The following is a 14,558-nucleotide window of genomic DNA, read 5'->3' as shown; positions in this document are numbered from 1 at the left end:
CCCTCGTCACAGACTCGATCTCGCGAAAGAGCGAATAGAAACCCCAGGAGCGGGGAGTCGAACAGCGGGGTAGCCAGTCACAGACTCGATCTCGCGAAAGAGCGAATAGAAACTCTTGAACCACCGGTGTTAGAGATAGCCGCCGTCACAGACTCGATCTCGCGAAAGAGCGAATAGAAACTTCCCGAGGACGAACTCGAGCATCCACCGACCCGTCACAGACTCGATCTCGCGAAAGAGCGAATAGAAACTAAATCACCCCTCTGGCATCCGCCTTCGGCAGCCGCCAGTCACAGACTCGATCTCGCGAAAGAGCGAATAGAAACTCACGAGCATAACAACAGGTATGCCGAAGAAGATGACGTCACAGACTCGATCTCGCGAAAGAGCGAATAGAAACGCCATCTGGATGACGACGTCCTGCTGTGCGCGGCGTCACAGACTCGATCTCGCGAAAGAGCGAATAGAAACGCCATCTGGATGACGACGTCCTGCTGTGCGCGGCGTCACAGACTCGATCTCGCGAAAGAGCGAATAGAAACGGCACTCCCACGCCTCCGTGGGGAGCACCCGCACCGTGGTGTCACAGACTCGATCTCGCGAAAGAGCGAATAGAAACGCGCACGGACATGCCACACCGACCGGGCCTGCTGTCACAGGCTCGATCTCGCGAAAGAGCGAGTAGAAGCGTGCGGACGGACTTGCTGGAGGCGTTCGGAGAGGTCGTCACAGATCAGAGCGCTGAGTGCGGCTCGCAGCGGACGCACATCCGACTCATGGTTTCGCTCTCGGATCGATCCGTTAGTCTCGCACCATGGTCTGGGTGTGGGTCTTCCTCGGCATCGCGCTGGCCGGCGTCATCACCATGGCGTCGTACGGCGTCTGGCTGGCGCACAAGGCGTCCGATCTGTTCAGCGAGCTGCAGATGCTTGGCACCCGCGCTGAAGAGCTGGCCGACCTGGTGTCGCAGGTCGCGATCCCTTCCACTGAGTAGACTCGCCAGGTACTTCAACCGAAGGAGCGCAGAGAAATGTTCGGCCTGCCTGGGGGCATGGAGTGGGTAATCCTCGCCATCATCGCCCTATTGGTCTTCGGCGGTAGCCGGCTCGCCAACGCCGGTAAGAACGCCGGCAAGGCGATCCGTGAGTTCAAAGAAGAGACCTCGTCGCTGAAGAAGACCGACTCGCCCGCTGTCGAGTCCGCGCCGCCCGCGGCCGGTCAACCCGAAGGCGTCGTGCACGAGGCCGAGATCGTTTCCGAGCCGAAGGACAAGGGCCAGCAGGCCTGACCCGACGTGGCCCGACGCTTCAGCCTCGGGTGGCTCAAACCGCCTCCCTCGTCGCCGGACGGCGTGATGTCGTTGGGCGATCACCTGCGTGAACTGCGTTACCGCGTGGTGTTCTCGCTGGTCTGGATCATCATCGGCACGATCGTCGTCGCGATCTTCTACAGCCAGGTGTATCTGTTCTTAGCCCAACCCTGGCTGCAGGCCCGCGACATCATCAGCCAGACCAACCCCGAGATCAGCACCCAGATGGTGTTGTCGGGGGTCACGGCACCGCTCACCCTGGCCATGAAGATCTGTGGCGTCGGCGGGCTGGTGCTGGCCTCACCGATCTGGCTGTACCAGGTCTGGGCCTTCATCGTGCCGGCGCTGCTGGCCAAAGAGAAGCGCTGGGCGATCATCTTTCTGGCCGTGGCGCTGCCGCTGTTCCTGGCCGGTGTCGCGGTCGGTTACCTGATCCTGCCCCAGGGCATCTCGGTTCTGATGGCGTTCACGCCGCAGTCGGTGCCGATCACCAACCTGATCGAGATCGACAAATTCCTCGAGCTCATGCTGCAACTCATGCTCGTGTTCGGCCTCGGCTTTCTGATGCCGGTGGTGGTGGTCGGCGCCAACTTTGTCGGCGTGCTCAAGGCCCAGCAGTTGAAGAAGGCCCGGCTGTACGTGATCTTCGGCACCTTCGTGTTCGGTGCCGCCGCCACCCCATCGACAGACCCGTTCTCGATGCTGGCCCTGGCGATTCCGATGAGCCTGCTGTTCCTGGCTGCCGAGGCGGTCTGCCACGTCAACGACAAGCGAAAGGCCAAGCGACTGGCCGACGAGGTGGCAGCGAGTTCATGACGCTGGCCGGGCGCTGCGACCTGGTGGTGAACCCCATGTCCGGACGAGGCCGGGCCGCCCGGTTGCTCCCCACCGTCATCGCAGCCCTGCGCGAGGCACTGCCCGGCACCGAGCTGCGCACGGTCGAGTCGCAGGGTGTCGATCGGGACGCTGGCACATGCCTGGTCGGCACTGGCCGAACTGCGCCGGTTCAGCCCGCTGGCCCACCGGCTCACCATCGACGGCGAGCCCCGTGAACTGGCCTCGATGGCGGTGTTCGTGTGCAACGCCGAGTTCTTCGGCGGTGGCATGCGGGCCGCGCCCGGGGCGTCCGTCACCGACGGTGTGCTGGATGTGACGATCATCCATCCCGTTTCGCGGCTGGTATTGCTCCGGTTGTTGCCCACCCTGTACTCGGGCGGCTTCGTATCGCACCCTTGCGTGGAGCGGCTGCGGGCGTCCGAGGTGGTGGTCGACGGCGACGGACTGGTCGGCAGCGGCGACGGTGAGTTGCTCGGCGACGTGCCGCTGGCGGTGCGGTCGGTCGCCCAAGCGCTGACCCTGCTGGGCTGAGCCGGGTTCGCCGGTCGAGCTTGTCGAGACCTCAGGACGGTCTCGACAAGCTCGACCACCGGTGGCCCGGCTGGCTGCAATCAGGGGCGGTAAGTTGGCGGCGATGAGCACCGCAACCGACACCCTCGCCGCCTTCACCGCCGGCTACGACTTCCCGCTCGACGCTTTTCAGGTCGAGGCGTGCAGGCACGTCGAGGCGGGGTCCGGGGTGCTGGTGGCCGCGCCCACCGGGTCGGGCAAGACCGTGGTCGGCGAGTTCGCGGTGTTCCTGGCGCTGCAGCGCGGCACCAAATGCTTCTACACCACGCCGATCAAGGCGCTGAGCAACCAGAAGTTTCACGACCTGGTCGAACGGCACGGAGCCGGCAATGTGGGTCTGCTCACCGGTGACACCACGATCAACGGCGAGGCGCCGGTGGTGGTGATGACCACCGAGGTGCTGCGCAACATGATCTACGCCAACTCGCGCACCCTGACCGGCCTGGGTTTCGTGGTGATGGACGAGGTGCACTACCTGGCCGACCGGTTTCGCGGCGCGGTATGGGAAGAGGTGATCATCGGGCTCGCCGAAACGGTGCAGGTGGTGTCGCTGTCGGCCACGGTGAGCAACGCCGAAGAGTTCGGAGCCTGGCTCGACGAGGTGCGCGGCGACGTGCGCATCGTGGTGTCGGAGCGGCGTCCGGTGCCGCTGTTCCAGCACGTGATGGCCGGACGCCGGCTCTACGACCTGTTCGCCGCCGAGGCGCCCACCGCGCGGGCCGTGCCGGCCGGGCACGCCGAGGTCAACCCCGAGCTGCTGAAGCTGGCCAAAGAAGAGAGTCGCGGCGTGCGCGACGATTCGCGCCGGCTGCGCGGACGGCGGGTGCGTAACGAGATCGCCCGGCGCAACCCCCGCTCGTCGCTGGTGCCGCGGCGCGACGCGACCATCGAACGCCTCGACGCCGAGGCCCTACTGCCGGCGATCTTCTTCATCTTCAGCCGGGCCGGTTGTGACGCTGCAGTGGGGCAGTTGATGCATTCCGGGGTGCGGCTTACCAACGCGGCCGAGCGGAACGAGCTGGCGTCCATTGCGGCCGCGCACACTGCGGGGCTGGGTGCCGCCGACCTGGAGGCGCTCGATTTCGGATCGTTTCTGGCCGCTCTGCAAAACGGAATCGCCGCGCACCACGCCGGGTTGCTGCCCGCGTTCAAAGAGGCGGTCGAAGAGGCGTTCGGGCGCGGCTTGGTCAAGGTGGTGTTCGCCACCGAGACCCTGGCCCTGGGCATCAACATGCCGGCCCGCAGCGTGGTGCTCGAGCGACTGGTCAAGTTCAACGGTGAGAGCCATGCGCCGATCACGCCAGGGGAGTTCACCCAGCTGACCGGACGCGCCGGCCGCCGGGGCATCGACGTCGAAGGCCACGCAGTGGTGCTGTGGCAGACCAATATGGACCCGCGTGCCGTCGCCGGCCTGGCCTCGACCCGCACCTACCCGCTGCGCTCGTCGTTCGCCCCCACCTACAACATGGCGGTCAACCTGGTGGGGGCGGTCGGACGCGAGCGGGCCCGGGTGCTGCTGGAGCAGTCGTTCGCGCAGTACCAGTCCGATCGCGGGGTGGTGGGGTTGGCCCGCACCATCGCCCGCAACACCGAGCGCATCGAGGGCTTTCTGGCCCAGGCGGGCTGCGAACGGGGCGACTTCGCCCAGTACGCCCGGCTGCGCGGCGACATCTCAGCACTCGAGGCCGAGGCCGCCCGCAGCCGCCGTGCCGACCGGCGGGCCGAGGCCCTGGACGTGCTGTTGCAACTCAAGCCGGGTGACATTCTGCGGGTGCCGTCCGGACGACACACCGGCTGGGCAGTCGTGGTCGACCCGGGGCTGGCCAAGGGCGACCCGCAGCCGATGGTGATGACGCAGGAGCGGCAACTGAAGCGGCTGTCGCTGGTCGACTTTCCGACCCCGCCGATCGTGGCCGGCCGAATGCGGGTGCCCAAGCACTTCGACCCCCGGCAACCGGCTTCGCGGCGCAACCTGTCGGCGGCTTTCCGGTCGAAGCTGGCCGAACTCGACCTGAGCGCGCACCGCTACCAGCCCTCGGCGGCGGACGGCGAGGTGGCAGACCGCATCGCCGAGCTTCGCCGCCAGGTCAAGGCGCACCCCTGTCACGACTGCCCCGACCGCGAGAACCACGCGCGCTGGGCCGAGCAGGCGTTGCGCCTGGAGCGCGACAACGAGGGGCTGCAGCGTCAGGCCGACCGCCGCACCAACACCATCGCGATGCGCTTCGACCGAATCTGCTCAGTGCTGGAGTCGCTCGGCTACCTGAGCGAGGGCGGCACCGAGGTCACCGAGGCCGGCCGCATGCTCGCGCGCATCTACGCCGAACTCGATCTGGTCAGTGCCGAATGCCTGCGAGCCGGGGTGTTCGACGCGCTGAACGCGCCCCAGTTGGCCGCGGTGCTGTCGACTCTGGTCTTCGAGGCTCGCGGTGGTGAACGCCGCCGTCCGCCGCGCATGCCCGACCGGGCCAGCGAACAGGCACAGAGCGCTCTGCGGGCAATCTGGCGCCAGGTCGGGCTCACCGAGCGTGACCACCGCCTGGAGCGCGGCCCCGAGCCAGACATCGGCTTCGCCGAGGCCGTCTTCGGGTGGGCGTCGGGGCGCCCACTGGGCGACGTGCTGGACGATTCGGGCCTGACGGCCGGCGACTTCGTCCGGTGGGCGCGGCAGGTGGTCGACTTCGCCGGGCAGCTGGCCCAGGCCGCGGGCCCGGGCAACGTGCGGACGACCTGCCGAGAGGTGGTCGAGCGGGTGCGCCGCGGTGTGGTGGACGCCGCCCCGCTGGAGGACTGAACGGGCCGGCCCGCCTGATTCTTGGGACGCCTCGGCTTCGGAGGTCCCGTGAACACCTAGCTGAGGTCTCGACACGCTCGATCGGCGAAAAATCGGCTTCAGACCGAATCGCCAGCCGGTTAAGGTGTTGCGAAACCTGTGCCCTGAGGAGCTTTCGATGCGCCGCACCGTTGTCATCGCAGTCGCCTTGCTCGCCTGTGCCGGTTGCACCGTGCCCGGCGGCCAGAGCAGCACATCGCCCAGCCCGGGCGGGGCGCAGGCGACGCAACAAACCACCGCCGACAGCACGGCACAGCCGACGCAGCTGCCCACGCCGGACGCGGTGATCGCCTCGCGCACGACGAGTTACGAAGGCACGAAGGCCAAGGTCGATCTCAACCAGGTGATCGTCACCGGGGACGTCACCACGGTTACCTGGACCCTCACCAACGTGTCATCGAAGAATTCGATCCTGCTGATCGGCGGCACCTTCAAAGACACCAGCATTTTCAGTGACGGCCTCACCGCGACCGTGCCGGGCTCCGACGCAGAGGTTCCGGGCGATCTCAGGACGGCCGACGGGGTGTTCCTCATCGACACCGTGAACAAGCGCCGCTACCTTCCCGCTCGCGACGCGCAGGGGGTATGCCTGTGCTCGTCCAACCCGCGCTGGCAGCTACTCGAGCGGGGTTCTTCTATGCCCTTCTCGGCCACATTCCGCGCCATTCCCGAGGGGATCGACCTGGTGAACGTATCGATTCCCGGGGCCGGCACCTTCGTCAAGGTGCCGGTAGAGCGATGAAACGGTGGGTGCTGCTGCTGACCGCACTGGGGGTGCTGGTGGCTGGCGGGGCCGCGGACGCTCAGGCCGAGAGCACGACACCCTCGCCATCGCCGTCAGCCTTGGGTTCCAGCACGTCCGCCGCAGACCCCGCCGTGCGGGATTTCGACGGCGAGGTGCGGGAGGTGATCTTTCCCGAGGCAGATGCCGATGGGTCGGTCACCGAGACCGGCACCCAGATCATGCTCAAGGCAGATGTCTTCTTCGACTACCGCAAGGCGACCCTCAACGCCGCGGCGGGAGCAGCCCTCGACCGGGCGGTCCAGCGGCTCAACGAGCTGGGGGCAACAAAGGTGCGAATCGTCGGCTACACCGACGATGTGGGCTCCAAGGCCTCCAACAGGAGCCTGTCCAAGCGCCGGGCGCAGGCCGTGCAAGCGGCTTTGGTGGCGCTCCTGCCCGAGTTGGGCTCCACGGTGGAGGGCAAGGGCGAGAGCCATCCGGTGGCCACCAACGAGACCGCCAAGGGGCGGGCGCTGAACCGCCGGGTCACCATTACCGTCACGGGCTGACCTCCCTTCGATCGCCGCTACCCTGAGCCCCATGAGCGTGGCGATCCGAGTCATCCCCTGCCTCGACGTGCACGACGGTCGGGTGGTCAAGGGGGTCAATTTTCTCAACCTGCGCGACGCGGGCGACCCGGTGGAACTGGCGGCAGCCTACGGCGACCAGGGTGCCGACGAGTTGACCTTCCTCGACATTTCGGCCTCGTCGCAGGGTCGTGAGACCACCCACGACATGGTGCGGCGCACCGCCGAGACGGTCTTCATTCCGTTGTGCGTGGGCGGGGGAGTGCGCAGCGCCGACGACGTCGACCTGCTGCTGCGCACCGGTGCCGACAAGGTGGGCATCAACACCGGCGCGATCAACCGCCCACAGGCCATCGACGAGATCACCCAGCGGTTCGGCAATCAGGTGCTGGTGCTCTCGCTGGACGCCCGGCGCGAGCCCGGACGGTCGTCCGGCTACGGCGTGACCACGCACGGGGGCCGTCGTTCGGCAGAACTCGACGCGATCGACTGGGTCAAGCAGGCGGTCGATCGCGGTGCTGGTGAGATCCTGCTCAACTCGATGGACGCCGACGGCACCACCGGCGGCTTCGACCTGCCGATGATCGAGGCGGTGCGGGCCGTGGTCGACGTGCCGGTGATCGCCTCCGGCGGCGCCGGCACCGTGCAGCATTTCGTGGACGCCGCCCGGGCTGGTGCGGACGCGGTCTTGGCGGCGTCGGTGTTCCACTACGGAACGCTGAGCATCGGCGAGGTCAAGCAGGGGCTCGCTGACGCGGGCTTCCCCGTGCGGCTGACCACTCCGGATCGTTAAGGAAGCAGCGATTTTTCGCTGGTCGAGCCTGTCGAGACCTCAAACGGAGTGCTCTCACCAGGGTGTCTCGACAAGCTCGACCAGCGTTGGTTGAGCTCGTCGAAACCTGGTGTTGGGGGTGGGTGTTGGGTGTCTCGACAGGCTCGACCAGCGCTTCCGCAAGCCGCTTTTGCCCATCCCAGGTGACTCTCAACCGATGCCCAGCGTCCCCGACACCTCGTCTAAGTCGATGCCTGGCGACCGCTGGGTCAACCCGCCCAGGCCCGGGTCGTCGGCGTAGCGCGGCACCAGGTGGACGTGCAGGTGGAACACCTCCTGCCCCGCCACCGCACCGGCGTTCGACAGCAGGTTGACGCCGTCCGCGCCCAGTCGCTTGGTGAGCAGCCGCGCGGTGGCGCCGATCGCCGGCGCGATCTCGGTGAGGGCCTCGTTGTCGGCCAGCACGTCGGGCACGTGACGCCGCGGGATCACCAGGGTGTGCCCACGCTTCCACGGGTTGATGTCGAGAAAGGCGATGGCCGAGTCGTCGGCGTAGACCCGCCGCGCGGGCAGGTCACCGGCCACGATGGCGCAGAACAGGCAATCCATACCCGCAATCTAGCCACGAACCAGCCGTCGCACCCGGGTGCGCGATGCGGCATGCCGCACACCCTCACTGACGAAGAGGCCGCCCGGCGGTTGCGTCACCTGCCAGGCTGGTCGCGCGCGGGGGAGGCCATCGTGGCCAGCATCGCGGCGCCCGACCTTCCGGCCGCGATCCGCATCGTGGCCGCCGCTGCCGACCTGGCCGAGCGAATGAGCCGCCGCCCCGACATCGACCTACGCCGGCGCGCCACGCATAGGCTGCTCACCACGCCCGATGCCGGCGACCTCACCCAACTCGACATCGAACTGGCGCAGTCGCGAACCGGTGGCCTTCGACCAGCACATGCCCGATTGCTGGACGAATCGTCCGCATGCTGAAAACACTCGTGCCAGAGTTGACACCGCGAGCGGGGGAGCGAACACTGGTCTCGTGCGGATTTTCAGCCTCGTACTTTCGTGAGCGTGTCAGCCGACTAGTCGACCGACACGCACCCTCGCCTGCCGACGCAGCGGGGGTTTTTTCATGCAAAGTCTGAGCCCGCCACCACCACCTGCAGAAAGGGGACGGAGATGTCCGACACCATGGCACCACCGATGCTGACCGGGGCAGAAGCCCTCGTCGAGTCCTTGGAGCGGGTGGGGGTAGAGGTCATCTTCGGCATCCCCGGTGGCGCGATCCTGCCGGCCTATGACCCGCTCGGTCAGTCGAAGTTGATCCGGCACATTCTGGTGCGCCACGAGCAGGGTGCCGGCCATGCCGCCGAGGGCTACGCGCTGGCCACCGGCAAGGTCGGGGTGTGCATGGCGACGTCCGGGCCAGGTGCCACCAACCTGGTCACCGCGATCGCCGACGCCTACATGGACTCGGTGCCGATCGTCGCCGTCACCGGCCAGGTGGGCAGCGCAGCCATCGGCACTGACGCCTTTCAAGAGGCCGATATTCGCGGCATCACTTTTCCGATCACCAAGCACAGCTTTCTGATCACCCGCGCCGAAGACATTCCCGGTGCGATCGCGGCCGCGTTCCACATCGCCAAGACCGGACGCCCCGGCCCCGTGTTGGTCGACATCGCCAAGGACGCTCTGGCCACCCAGGCGCCCTTCGAATGGCCCGAGGTGATCGATCTGCCCGGCTATCACCCGGTCACCCAGCCGCATGTGAAGCAGATTCGTGAGGCCGCCCGGCTGATCGCAGAGGCGGAGCGTCCGGTGCTCTACGTGGGCGGCGGCGTGGTGAAGGCCGGCGCTGCCGACGAGCTTGCCAAGCTGGTCGAGATCACGGGTATTCCACTGGTCACCACGCTGATGGCGCGCGGCGTGTTCCCCGACAGCCACGAACTGAATATGGGCATGCCGGGCATGCACGGCACGGTCGCTGCCGTCGGCGCGCTGCAGCGGGCCGACCTGCTGATCGCGCTCGGCACCCGCTTCGACGACCGGGTGACCGGACGGCTTGACTCGTTCGCGCCGAACGCCAAGGTGATTCACGCCGACATCGACCCGGCCGAGATCGGCAAGAACCGGCTGGCCGACGTGCCGATCGTCGGCGACGTGAAGAACGTGATCACCGAGCTCAACGGCGTGTTGCGTGGCGCCGACCTGCCCGACTTCACCCCATGGAGCGGCTATCTGGGTGTCATCAAGGGCAAGTACCGGGTGCCCACCGAACCAACCCACGAGGGCATGCTGTCGCCCGAATACGTGATCAAACGGATCGGTGAGCTGACCGGCCCCGACGCCTTCTACGCCGCTGGCGTGGGCCAGCACCAGATGTGGTCGGCGCACCTGCTGCCGTTCGAGAAGCCCGGACGCTGGCTCAACTCTGGCGGTGCCGGCACCATGGGCTACTGCGTGCCGGCCGCGATGGGTGCTCAGGTGGGCGCTCCGGAATCCGTGGTGTGGGGCATCGACGGCGACGGCTGCTTTCAGATGACCAACCAGGAGTTGGTCACCTGCGCGCTGGAGGGCATTCCGATCAAGATCGCGGTGATCAACAACCAGAGCCTGGGCATGGTGCGGCAGTGGCAGACCCTGTTCTACGGCCAGCGCTACAGCAACACCGATCTGAAGACCCTGCGGGTGCCGGACTTCCAGAAGCTGGCCGAGGCCATGGGCGCGGTGGGCCTGCGGGCCGAGCACCCGTCCGAGGTCGACGCGGTGATCAACAAGGCACTGTCGATCACCGACCGTCCGGTGGTGGTCGAGTTCGTCGTGCACAAAGATGCGATGGTGTGGCCGATGGTGGCCGCCGGCACCAGCAACGACGACATCAAGATCGCCAAAGACCTGGCGCCCGACTGGGAGGAAGAAGAACTGTGAGAACGCACACGCTGAGCGTTCTGGTCGAGAACAAGCCAGGCGTCCTGGCCCGCATCGCGGGGCTGTTTGCCCGCCGTGGCTACAACATCGAGTCGCTGGCGGTCGGCCCCACCGAGCGTCCGGAACTGTCCCGGATCACCCTGCAGGTGGTGGTCGAGAACCAGCAGGTCCTGGAGCAGATCACCAAGCAGCTCAACAAGCTGGTCGAGGTGCTCAAGATCGTCGAGCTCGAAGAGGCCGCCGTGCGCCGCGAATTGGTGCTGATCAAGCTCAAGGCCGACCCCGCCACCCGCAGCCAGATCATCGAGATCGTGCAACTGTTCCGCGGCAAGACCGTCGACGTGCAGAACGAGTCGCTCACCATCGAGGCCACCGGCTCGCCCGACAAGCTCGAAGCGCTGCTCGAGATGCTGCGTCCCTACGGCGTCCGTGAACTGGTGCAATCCGGTCTGGTCGCTTTGGGCCGGGGCACCAAATCGCTCACCGACCGGTCGAAGTCAGACAGAATCCGCACGCCCGTGCGCAACAACTAGGTAAGGAAATACACATGGCACAGATGTTCTACGACGACGACGCCGATCTGTCGATCATCCAGAACCGGGTGGTCGCGGTGATCGGCTACGGCTCCCAGGGTCATGCGCACGCGCTGTCGTTGCGCGACTCCGGGGTGGACGTTCGGGTCGGCCTGCGGCCCGGGTCGAAGTCGGCGGCGAAGGCCGAGGCCGAGGGCCTGCGGGTGGTGTCGGTGGCGGACGCCGCCGCCGAGGCCGACCTGATCATGATCCTGGCCCCCGACCAGTACCAGCGCACGATCTACGCCGAAGAGATCGCGCCCAACCTGCAGGCGGGTGACGCCCTGTTCTTCGCCCACGGGTTCAATATTCGCTTCGGCTACATCACCGCGCCTGCCGGCGTCGACGTCTGCATGGTCGCGCCCAAGGGCCCGGGTCACCTGGTGCGCCGCGAATACGCCGAGGGCCGCGGTGTGCCGGTGATCGTGGCGGTCGAGAAGGACGAGTCGGGCCAGGCCTGGCCGTTGGCGCTGAGCTACGCGAAAGCGATCGGCGGGCTGCGCGCCGGCGGTATCAAGACCACCTTCACCGAAGAGACCGAGACCGACCTGTTCGGTGAGCAGGCGGTGCTGTGTGGTGGCGTGTCGAAGCTGGTGCAGAGCGGCTTCGAGGTGCTCACCGAGGCCGGTTACCAGCCTGAGGTGGCGTACTTCGAGTGCCTGCACGAGCTGAAGCTGATCGTCGACCTGATGTACGAGGGTGGCATCGCCAAGCAGCGCTGGAGCATCTCAGACACTGCCGAATTCGGCGACTACGTGTCGGGCCCCCGAGTGATCGACGCCGCGGTCAAGAGCCATATGCAGGACGTGCTGGCCGACATTCGCTCTGGCGCGTTCGCCAAGCGCTTCATCGACGACCAAGATGCCGGCGCGCCCGAGTTCGCCAAGCTGCGCGCCGAGGGCGAGACGCACCCGATCGAGGCCACCGGCCGTGAGTTGCGCAAGCTGATGGCCTGGGTGAAGAGCCACGACGACGACTACGTCGAAGGCACCGCCGCACGCTGAGTGAGCCTGCGTCCCCGACCATCGGGACGCACCAGGGACGGGCGCCATTCCCCACAAGGGAAGGGCGCCCGTCTTGGCGTCCCGACGAGGTGGTTCGAGCCTCCCGGGCGGGGAACGCAGGCGCGATCGAGCAGATTTGGCCCAAGCGACCGGCATCCGACACCCTGCGTTCACCTTGGTAGAGCCATTCGTTCAATCCGACGCCGCAGGCTTCGAGTGTGAATCTTGAGCTACTTCTGCTGATCTTGGTGATCGGCACCGCCATTGCGTTCGACTTCACCAATGGCTTCCATGACACGGGCAACGCGATGGCGACCTCGATCGCCACCGGTGCTCTCAAGCCGAAGGTCGCCGTCGGACTGTCAGCGGTGCTGAACCTGATCGGCGCGTTCCTGTCGGTCGAGGTTGCGCTCACGGTGACCAATGCAGTGGTGAAGCTGCAGACTTCCAGCGGCGCGCCCAACCCCGATCTGCTCGTCAACAACGGCCACGAACTGCTGATGATCGTCTTCTGTGGGCTCATCGGCGGCATCCTGTGGAATCTGCTCACCTGGCTGCTCGGCCTGCCGTCGAGTTCGTCGCACGCCCTGTTCGGCGGGCTGATCGGCTCGACCGCGGCTGCGCTGGGCCTGGGCGGGGTGAACTGGATGGGTGACGGCACCAAGCTGGACGGCGTGGTGGGCAAGGTGATCCTGCCGGCTTTCGCGTCGCCCGTCGTCGCCGCACTGGTGGCCACCATCGGAACCTGGCTGATCTACAAGATCACCGCTGGCGTGGCCGAGCGTTACGCCGAGTCGGGCTTTCGCTGGGGTCAGATCGGCACCGCGAGCCTGGTTTCGCTTGCGCACGGTACCAACGACGCGCAGAAGACCATGGGCGTGATCACCCTGGCGCTGATCGCCTACGGGGTGCAGACCGACACCACCACTGTGCCGCTGTGGGTGAAGTTCGCCTGTGCTTTCGCGATCGCAGCGGGCACCTACACCGGCGGCTGGCGGATCATCCGCACCCTGGGCAAGGGCCTGGTCGAGATCTCGTCGCCGCAGGGCATGGCGGCCGAGGCGTCGTCCGCCGCGGTCATCCTGACCTCCAGCCATCTGGGCTTCGCGCTCTCGACCACCCACGTCGCCACCGGTTCGATCCTGGGCACGGGCCTGGGCAAGCGGGGCGCCGACGTGCGCTGGGGTGTCGCGATGCGCATGGTGCTGGCCTGGTTCATCACCCTGCCCGCAGCGGGCATCGTCGGAGCCCTGTGCTTCTGGCTCGGCAACGGCATCGGCGGCTACGTCGGCCCGCTGCTGGTGTTCGCCGTGCTGCTCGGCCTCACCGCCTGGATGATCGCGCACTCGCGCAAGAATGCGGTGCACGCCGGCAATGTCAATGACGAGTGGCAAGCCGATGCCAAGCCGGGCGCGTCCGTCGCGTCCGAGTCCGTCGGCGCCCAGGCCTGAAGGAGATCACGACATGTTTCAGCTTTTCGGTAACGCACTGGGTCAGGTCGCGCTCGCCTCGATCCTGATCGGCGCCGGCCTGCCGGCCCTCTTCGCCTTCGGAATCCGCGCGCTCGCAGTCGGCTCCGGCGGTTCCGCCGAGGTCAGCGGCGAGGCGGGCAAGCCCATGATGAAGATCGTCGCCTGGATCTGCTTCGCCATCGTGCTGGCGGTGATCGCCGTCGGGCTGGCGATCATCATTTCGTCCGGCTTCGGCTATAAGGTGTCGTTCGATCACTTCTTCCCGACGTTCATCAAGAAGTAGGGCGGCTCATCCAATGGCTGACCCGAACGGATTGTTCGAACGGATTCTGCAGTGGTTGCGCGCCGGCTATCCCGACGGGGTTCCGCAGCACGACTACGTGGCGTTGCTGGGCATCTTGCGGCGGTCGCTGACCACTGCCGAGGTCGAGCAGTTGGCCTACCAACTGCGAGCCTCGAACGGGTCCACCGACACTGATGAGCAGATCAGAGATCTGATCAGGCGAACTGCATTGGAGGAACCGTCGGCGCACGACGTCCGACGTGTCGCCAGCAGGCTGGCCCAGGGGGGCTGGCCGCTGGACGCGTCGGTGGCGGCGCCGACCAGCCAGGAGGGGTAGGGCCACACCGACATGTCACGGATCGAGCGAATCGTGAACTGGCTCAAGGGGGGTTATCCGCAGGGAATCCCCGACGCGGACTACGTCCCGTTGCTTGCCGTGCTCCGCCGCAGGCTCAGCCAGCAAGAGATCGACGAGTTCGCCGACCGGGTCGTCCGGGACGGGCTGCTGCCGGCCGAGCGCGTCGATGTGGGCGCCGAGTTCCTCCGGTTGACCAACGAACTGCCCAGCGAGACCGAGGTGCAGCGGATCAGCCAGAAGCTGACCGAAGCGGGCATCGACGTCAGCTACGTCCCGCCGGTCTGGGCCGGTCCGACCGGCAGTTGAGCGTGG

17 protein-coding genes and 1 CRISPR repeat array (1 of these 18 only partly in view) are annotated in these 14,558 nt (G+C 66.8%); of the genes, 16 read left to right on the top strand and 1 reads right to left on the bottom strand.

Annotated features, from left to right (window positions below; all coding sequences use genetic code 11):
• A CRISPR array of direct repeats spans nt 1-689; the repeat unit is 37 nt; unit sequence GTCACAGACTCGATCTCGCGAAAGAGCGAATAGAAAC; it reaches 1,004 nt to the left of the window's first position.
• A gap of 125 nt (nt 690-814) precedes the next feature.
• The 8 genes from QM721_RS08655 (at nt 815) to hisF (ending at nt 7,653) form a co-directional block, all read left to right on the top strand.
• Entirely contained in the window at nt 815-994 is a 180-nt protein-coding gene (locus QM721_RS08655) for a hypothetical protein (protein WP_415120951.1), read from the top strand.
• Between the two features lie 36 nt (nt 995-1,030).
• Nucleotides 1,031-1,288, top strand: a complete 258-nt coding sequence (locus tag QM721_RS08650; RefSeq protein ID WP_415120949.1) for a twin-arginine translocase TatA/TatE family subunit — start codon at nt 1,031-1,033, stop codon at nt 1,286-1,288.
• A gap of 66 nt (nt 1,289-1,354) precedes the next feature.
• Nucleotides 1,355-2,125, top strand: coding sequence for a twin-arginine translocase subunit TatC (gene tatC, locus QM721_RS08645; protein ID WP_415120947.1), 771 nt, complete (start codon nt 1,355-1,357; stop codon nt 2,123-2,125).
• A 135-nt stretch (nt 2,126-2,260) separates the two neighbouring features.
• Nucleotides 2,261-2,677, top strand: coding sequence for a hypothetical protein (locus QM721_RS08640; RefSeq protein ID WP_415120945.1), 417 nt, complete (start codon nt 2,261-2,263; stop codon nt 2,675-2,677).
• A 103-nt stretch (nt 2,678-2,780) separates the two neighbouring features.
• Nucleotides 2,781-5,510 (top strand): DEAD/DEAH box helicase, encoded by a 2,730-nt coding sequence (locus QM721_RS08635; RefSeq protein WP_415120943.1) that lies wholly within the window; start codon nt 2,781-2,783, stop codon nt 5,508-5,510.
• Between the two features lie 211 nt (nt 5,511-5,721).
• On the top strand, nt 5,722-6,291 hold the full coding sequence (locus QM721_RS08630; protein ID WP_415120941.1) for a hypothetical protein: 570 nt from the start codon (nt 5,722-5,724) through the stop codon (nt 6,289-6,291).
• On the top strand, nt 6,288-6,842 hold the full coding sequence (locus QM721_RS08625; protein ID WP_415120939.1) for an OmpA family protein: 555 nt from the start codon (nt 6,288-6,290) through the stop codon (nt 6,840-6,842). Before QM721_RS08630 ends, QM721_RS08625 begins: the two co-directional genes overlap by 4 nt.
• 31 nt (nt 6,843-6,873) lie before the next feature.
• Nucleotides 6,874-7,653: an imidazole glycerol phosphate synthase subunit HisF gene (gene hisF, locus QM721_RS08620; RefSeq protein WP_415120937.1), complete on the top strand. Its 780-nt coding sequence runs from the start codon at nt 6,874-6,876 to the stop codon at nt 7,651-7,653.
• Between the two features lie 189 nt (nt 7,654-7,842).
• On the opposite strand, the gene QM721_RS08615 is transcribed toward hisF, so the two are convergent.
• Entirely contained in the window at nt 7,843-8,241 is a 399-nt protein-coding gene (locus QM721_RS08615) for an HIT family protein (protein WP_415120935.1), read from the bottom strand.
• Nucleotides 8,242-8,292: 51 nt separating this feature from the next.
• On the opposite strand from QM721_RS08615, the gene QM721_RS08610 reads away from it, so the two are divergent.
• From QM721_RS08610 to QM721_RS08575, 8 genes are all read left to right on the top strand, one after another.
• Complete coding sequence (locus QM721_RS08610) at nt 8,293-8,616, top strand: 4a-hydroxytetrahydrobiopterin dehydratase (RefSeq protein WP_415120933.1); 324 nt, start codon at nt 8,293-8,295, stop codon at nt 8,614-8,616.
• Nucleotides 8,617-8,808: 192 nt separating this feature from the next.
• Nucleotides 8,809-10,557 carry an acetolactate synthase large subunit gene (locus QM721_RS08605; protein WP_415120931.1) on the top strand — a complete coding sequence of 583 codons (1,749 nt, stop codon included), beginning with the start codon at nt 8,809-8,811 and terminating at the stop codon, nt 10,555-10,557.
• Nucleotides 10,554-11,090, top strand: coding sequence for an acetolactate synthase small subunit (gene ilvN / locus QM721_RS08600; protein ID WP_415120929.1), 537 nt, complete (start codon nt 10,554-10,556; stop codon nt 11,088-11,090). Before QM721_RS08605 ends, ilvN begins: the two co-directional genes overlap by 4 nt.
• A 14-nt stretch (nt 11,091-11,104) precedes the next feature.
• Nucleotides 11,105-12,133 carry a ketol-acid reductoisomerase gene (gene ilvC / locus QM721_RS08595; RefSeq protein WP_415120927.1) on the top strand — a complete coding sequence of 343 codons (1,029 nt, stop codon included), beginning with the start codon at nt 11,105-11,107 and terminating at the stop codon, nt 12,131-12,133.
• Between the two features lie 218 nt (nt 12,134-12,351).
• A complete protein-coding gene (locus QM721_RS08590) occupies nt 12,352-13,584 on the top strand; it encodes an inorganic phosphate transporter (RefSeq protein WP_415120925.1) in 1,233 nt (410 codons plus the stop codon).
• 13 nt (nt 13,585-13,597) lie between these two features.
• Entirely contained in the window at nt 13,598-13,888 is a 291-nt protein-coding gene (locus QM721_RS08585) for a hypothetical protein (protein ID WP_415120923.1), read from the top strand.
• Nucleotides 13,889-13,901: 13 nt separating this feature from the next.
• Complete coding sequence (locus tag QM721_RS08580) at nt 13,902-14,225, top strand: DUF3349 domain-containing protein (protein ID WP_415120921.1); 324 nt, start codon at nt 13,902-13,904, stop codon at nt 14,223-14,225.
• Between the two features lie 33 nt (nt 14,226-14,258).
• Nucleotides 14,259-14,552, top strand: coding sequence for a DUF3349 domain-containing protein (locus QM721_RS08575; RefSeq protein ID WP_415120919.1), 294 nt, complete (start codon nt 14,259-14,261; stop codon nt 14,550-14,552).
• The last annotated feature ends 6 nt before the right edge of the window (nt 14,553-14,558 follow it).

Origin of the sequence: Micropruina sp. (assembly GCF_047602085.1) — a bacterium.
Classification (GTDB): Bacteria; Actinomycetota; Actinomycetes; order Propionibacteriales; family Propionibacteriaceae; genus Micropruina.
The sequence above is the reverse complement of the archived record's forward strand: the minus strand, read 5'-3'. Positions and strand labels throughout refer to the sequence as shown.

Bases quoted from the DNA above. Each gene is read 5' to 3' on its own strand.
- QM721_RS08655 (WP_415120951.1), top strand. From the start codon at position 815: ATGGTCTGGGTGTGGGTCTTCCTCGGCATCGCGCTGGCCGGCGTCATC.
- QM721_RS08650 (WP_415120949.1), top strand. From the start codon at position 1,031: ATGTTCGGCCTGCCTGGGGGCATGGAGTGGGTAATCCTCGCCATCATC.
- tatC (WP_415120947.1), top strand. From the start codon at position 1,355: ATGTCGTTGGGCGATCACCTGCGTGAACTGCGTTACCGCGTGGTGTTC.
- QM721_RS08635 (WP_415120943.1), top strand. From the start codon at position 2,781: ATGAGCACCGCAACCGACACCCTCGCCGCCTTCACCGCCGGCTACGAC.
- QM721_RS08625 (WP_415120939.1), top strand. From the start codon at position 6,288: ATGAAACGGTGGGTGCTGCTGCTGACCGCACTGGGGGTGCTGGTGGCT.
- hisF (WP_415120937.1), top strand. From the start codon at position 6,874: ATGAGCGTGGCGATCCGAGTCATCCCCTGCCTCGACGTGCACGACGGT.
- QM721_RS08615 (WP_415120935.1), bottom strand. From the start codon at position 8,241: ATGGATTGCCTGTTCTGCGCCATCGTGGCCGGTGACCTGCCCGCGCGG.
- QM721_RS08610 (WP_415120933.1), top strand. From the start codon at position 8,293: ATGCCGCACACCCTCACTGACGAAGAGGCCGCCCGGCGGTTGCGTCAC.
- QM721_RS08605 (WP_415120931.1), top strand. From the start codon at position 8,809: ATGTCCGACACCATGGCACCACCGATGCTGACCGGGGCAGAAGCCCTC.
- ilvC (WP_415120927.1), top strand. From the start codon at position 11,105: ATGGCACAGATGTTCTACGACGACGACGCCGATCTGTCGATCATCCAG.
- QM721_RS08585 (WP_415120923.1), top strand. From the start codon at position 13,598: ATGTTTCAGCTTTTCGGTAACGCACTGGGTCAGGTCGCGCTCGCCTCG.
- QM721_RS08580 (WP_415120921.1), top strand. From the start codon at position 13,902: ATGGCTGACCCGAACGGATTGTTCGAACGGATTCTGCAGTGGTTGCGC.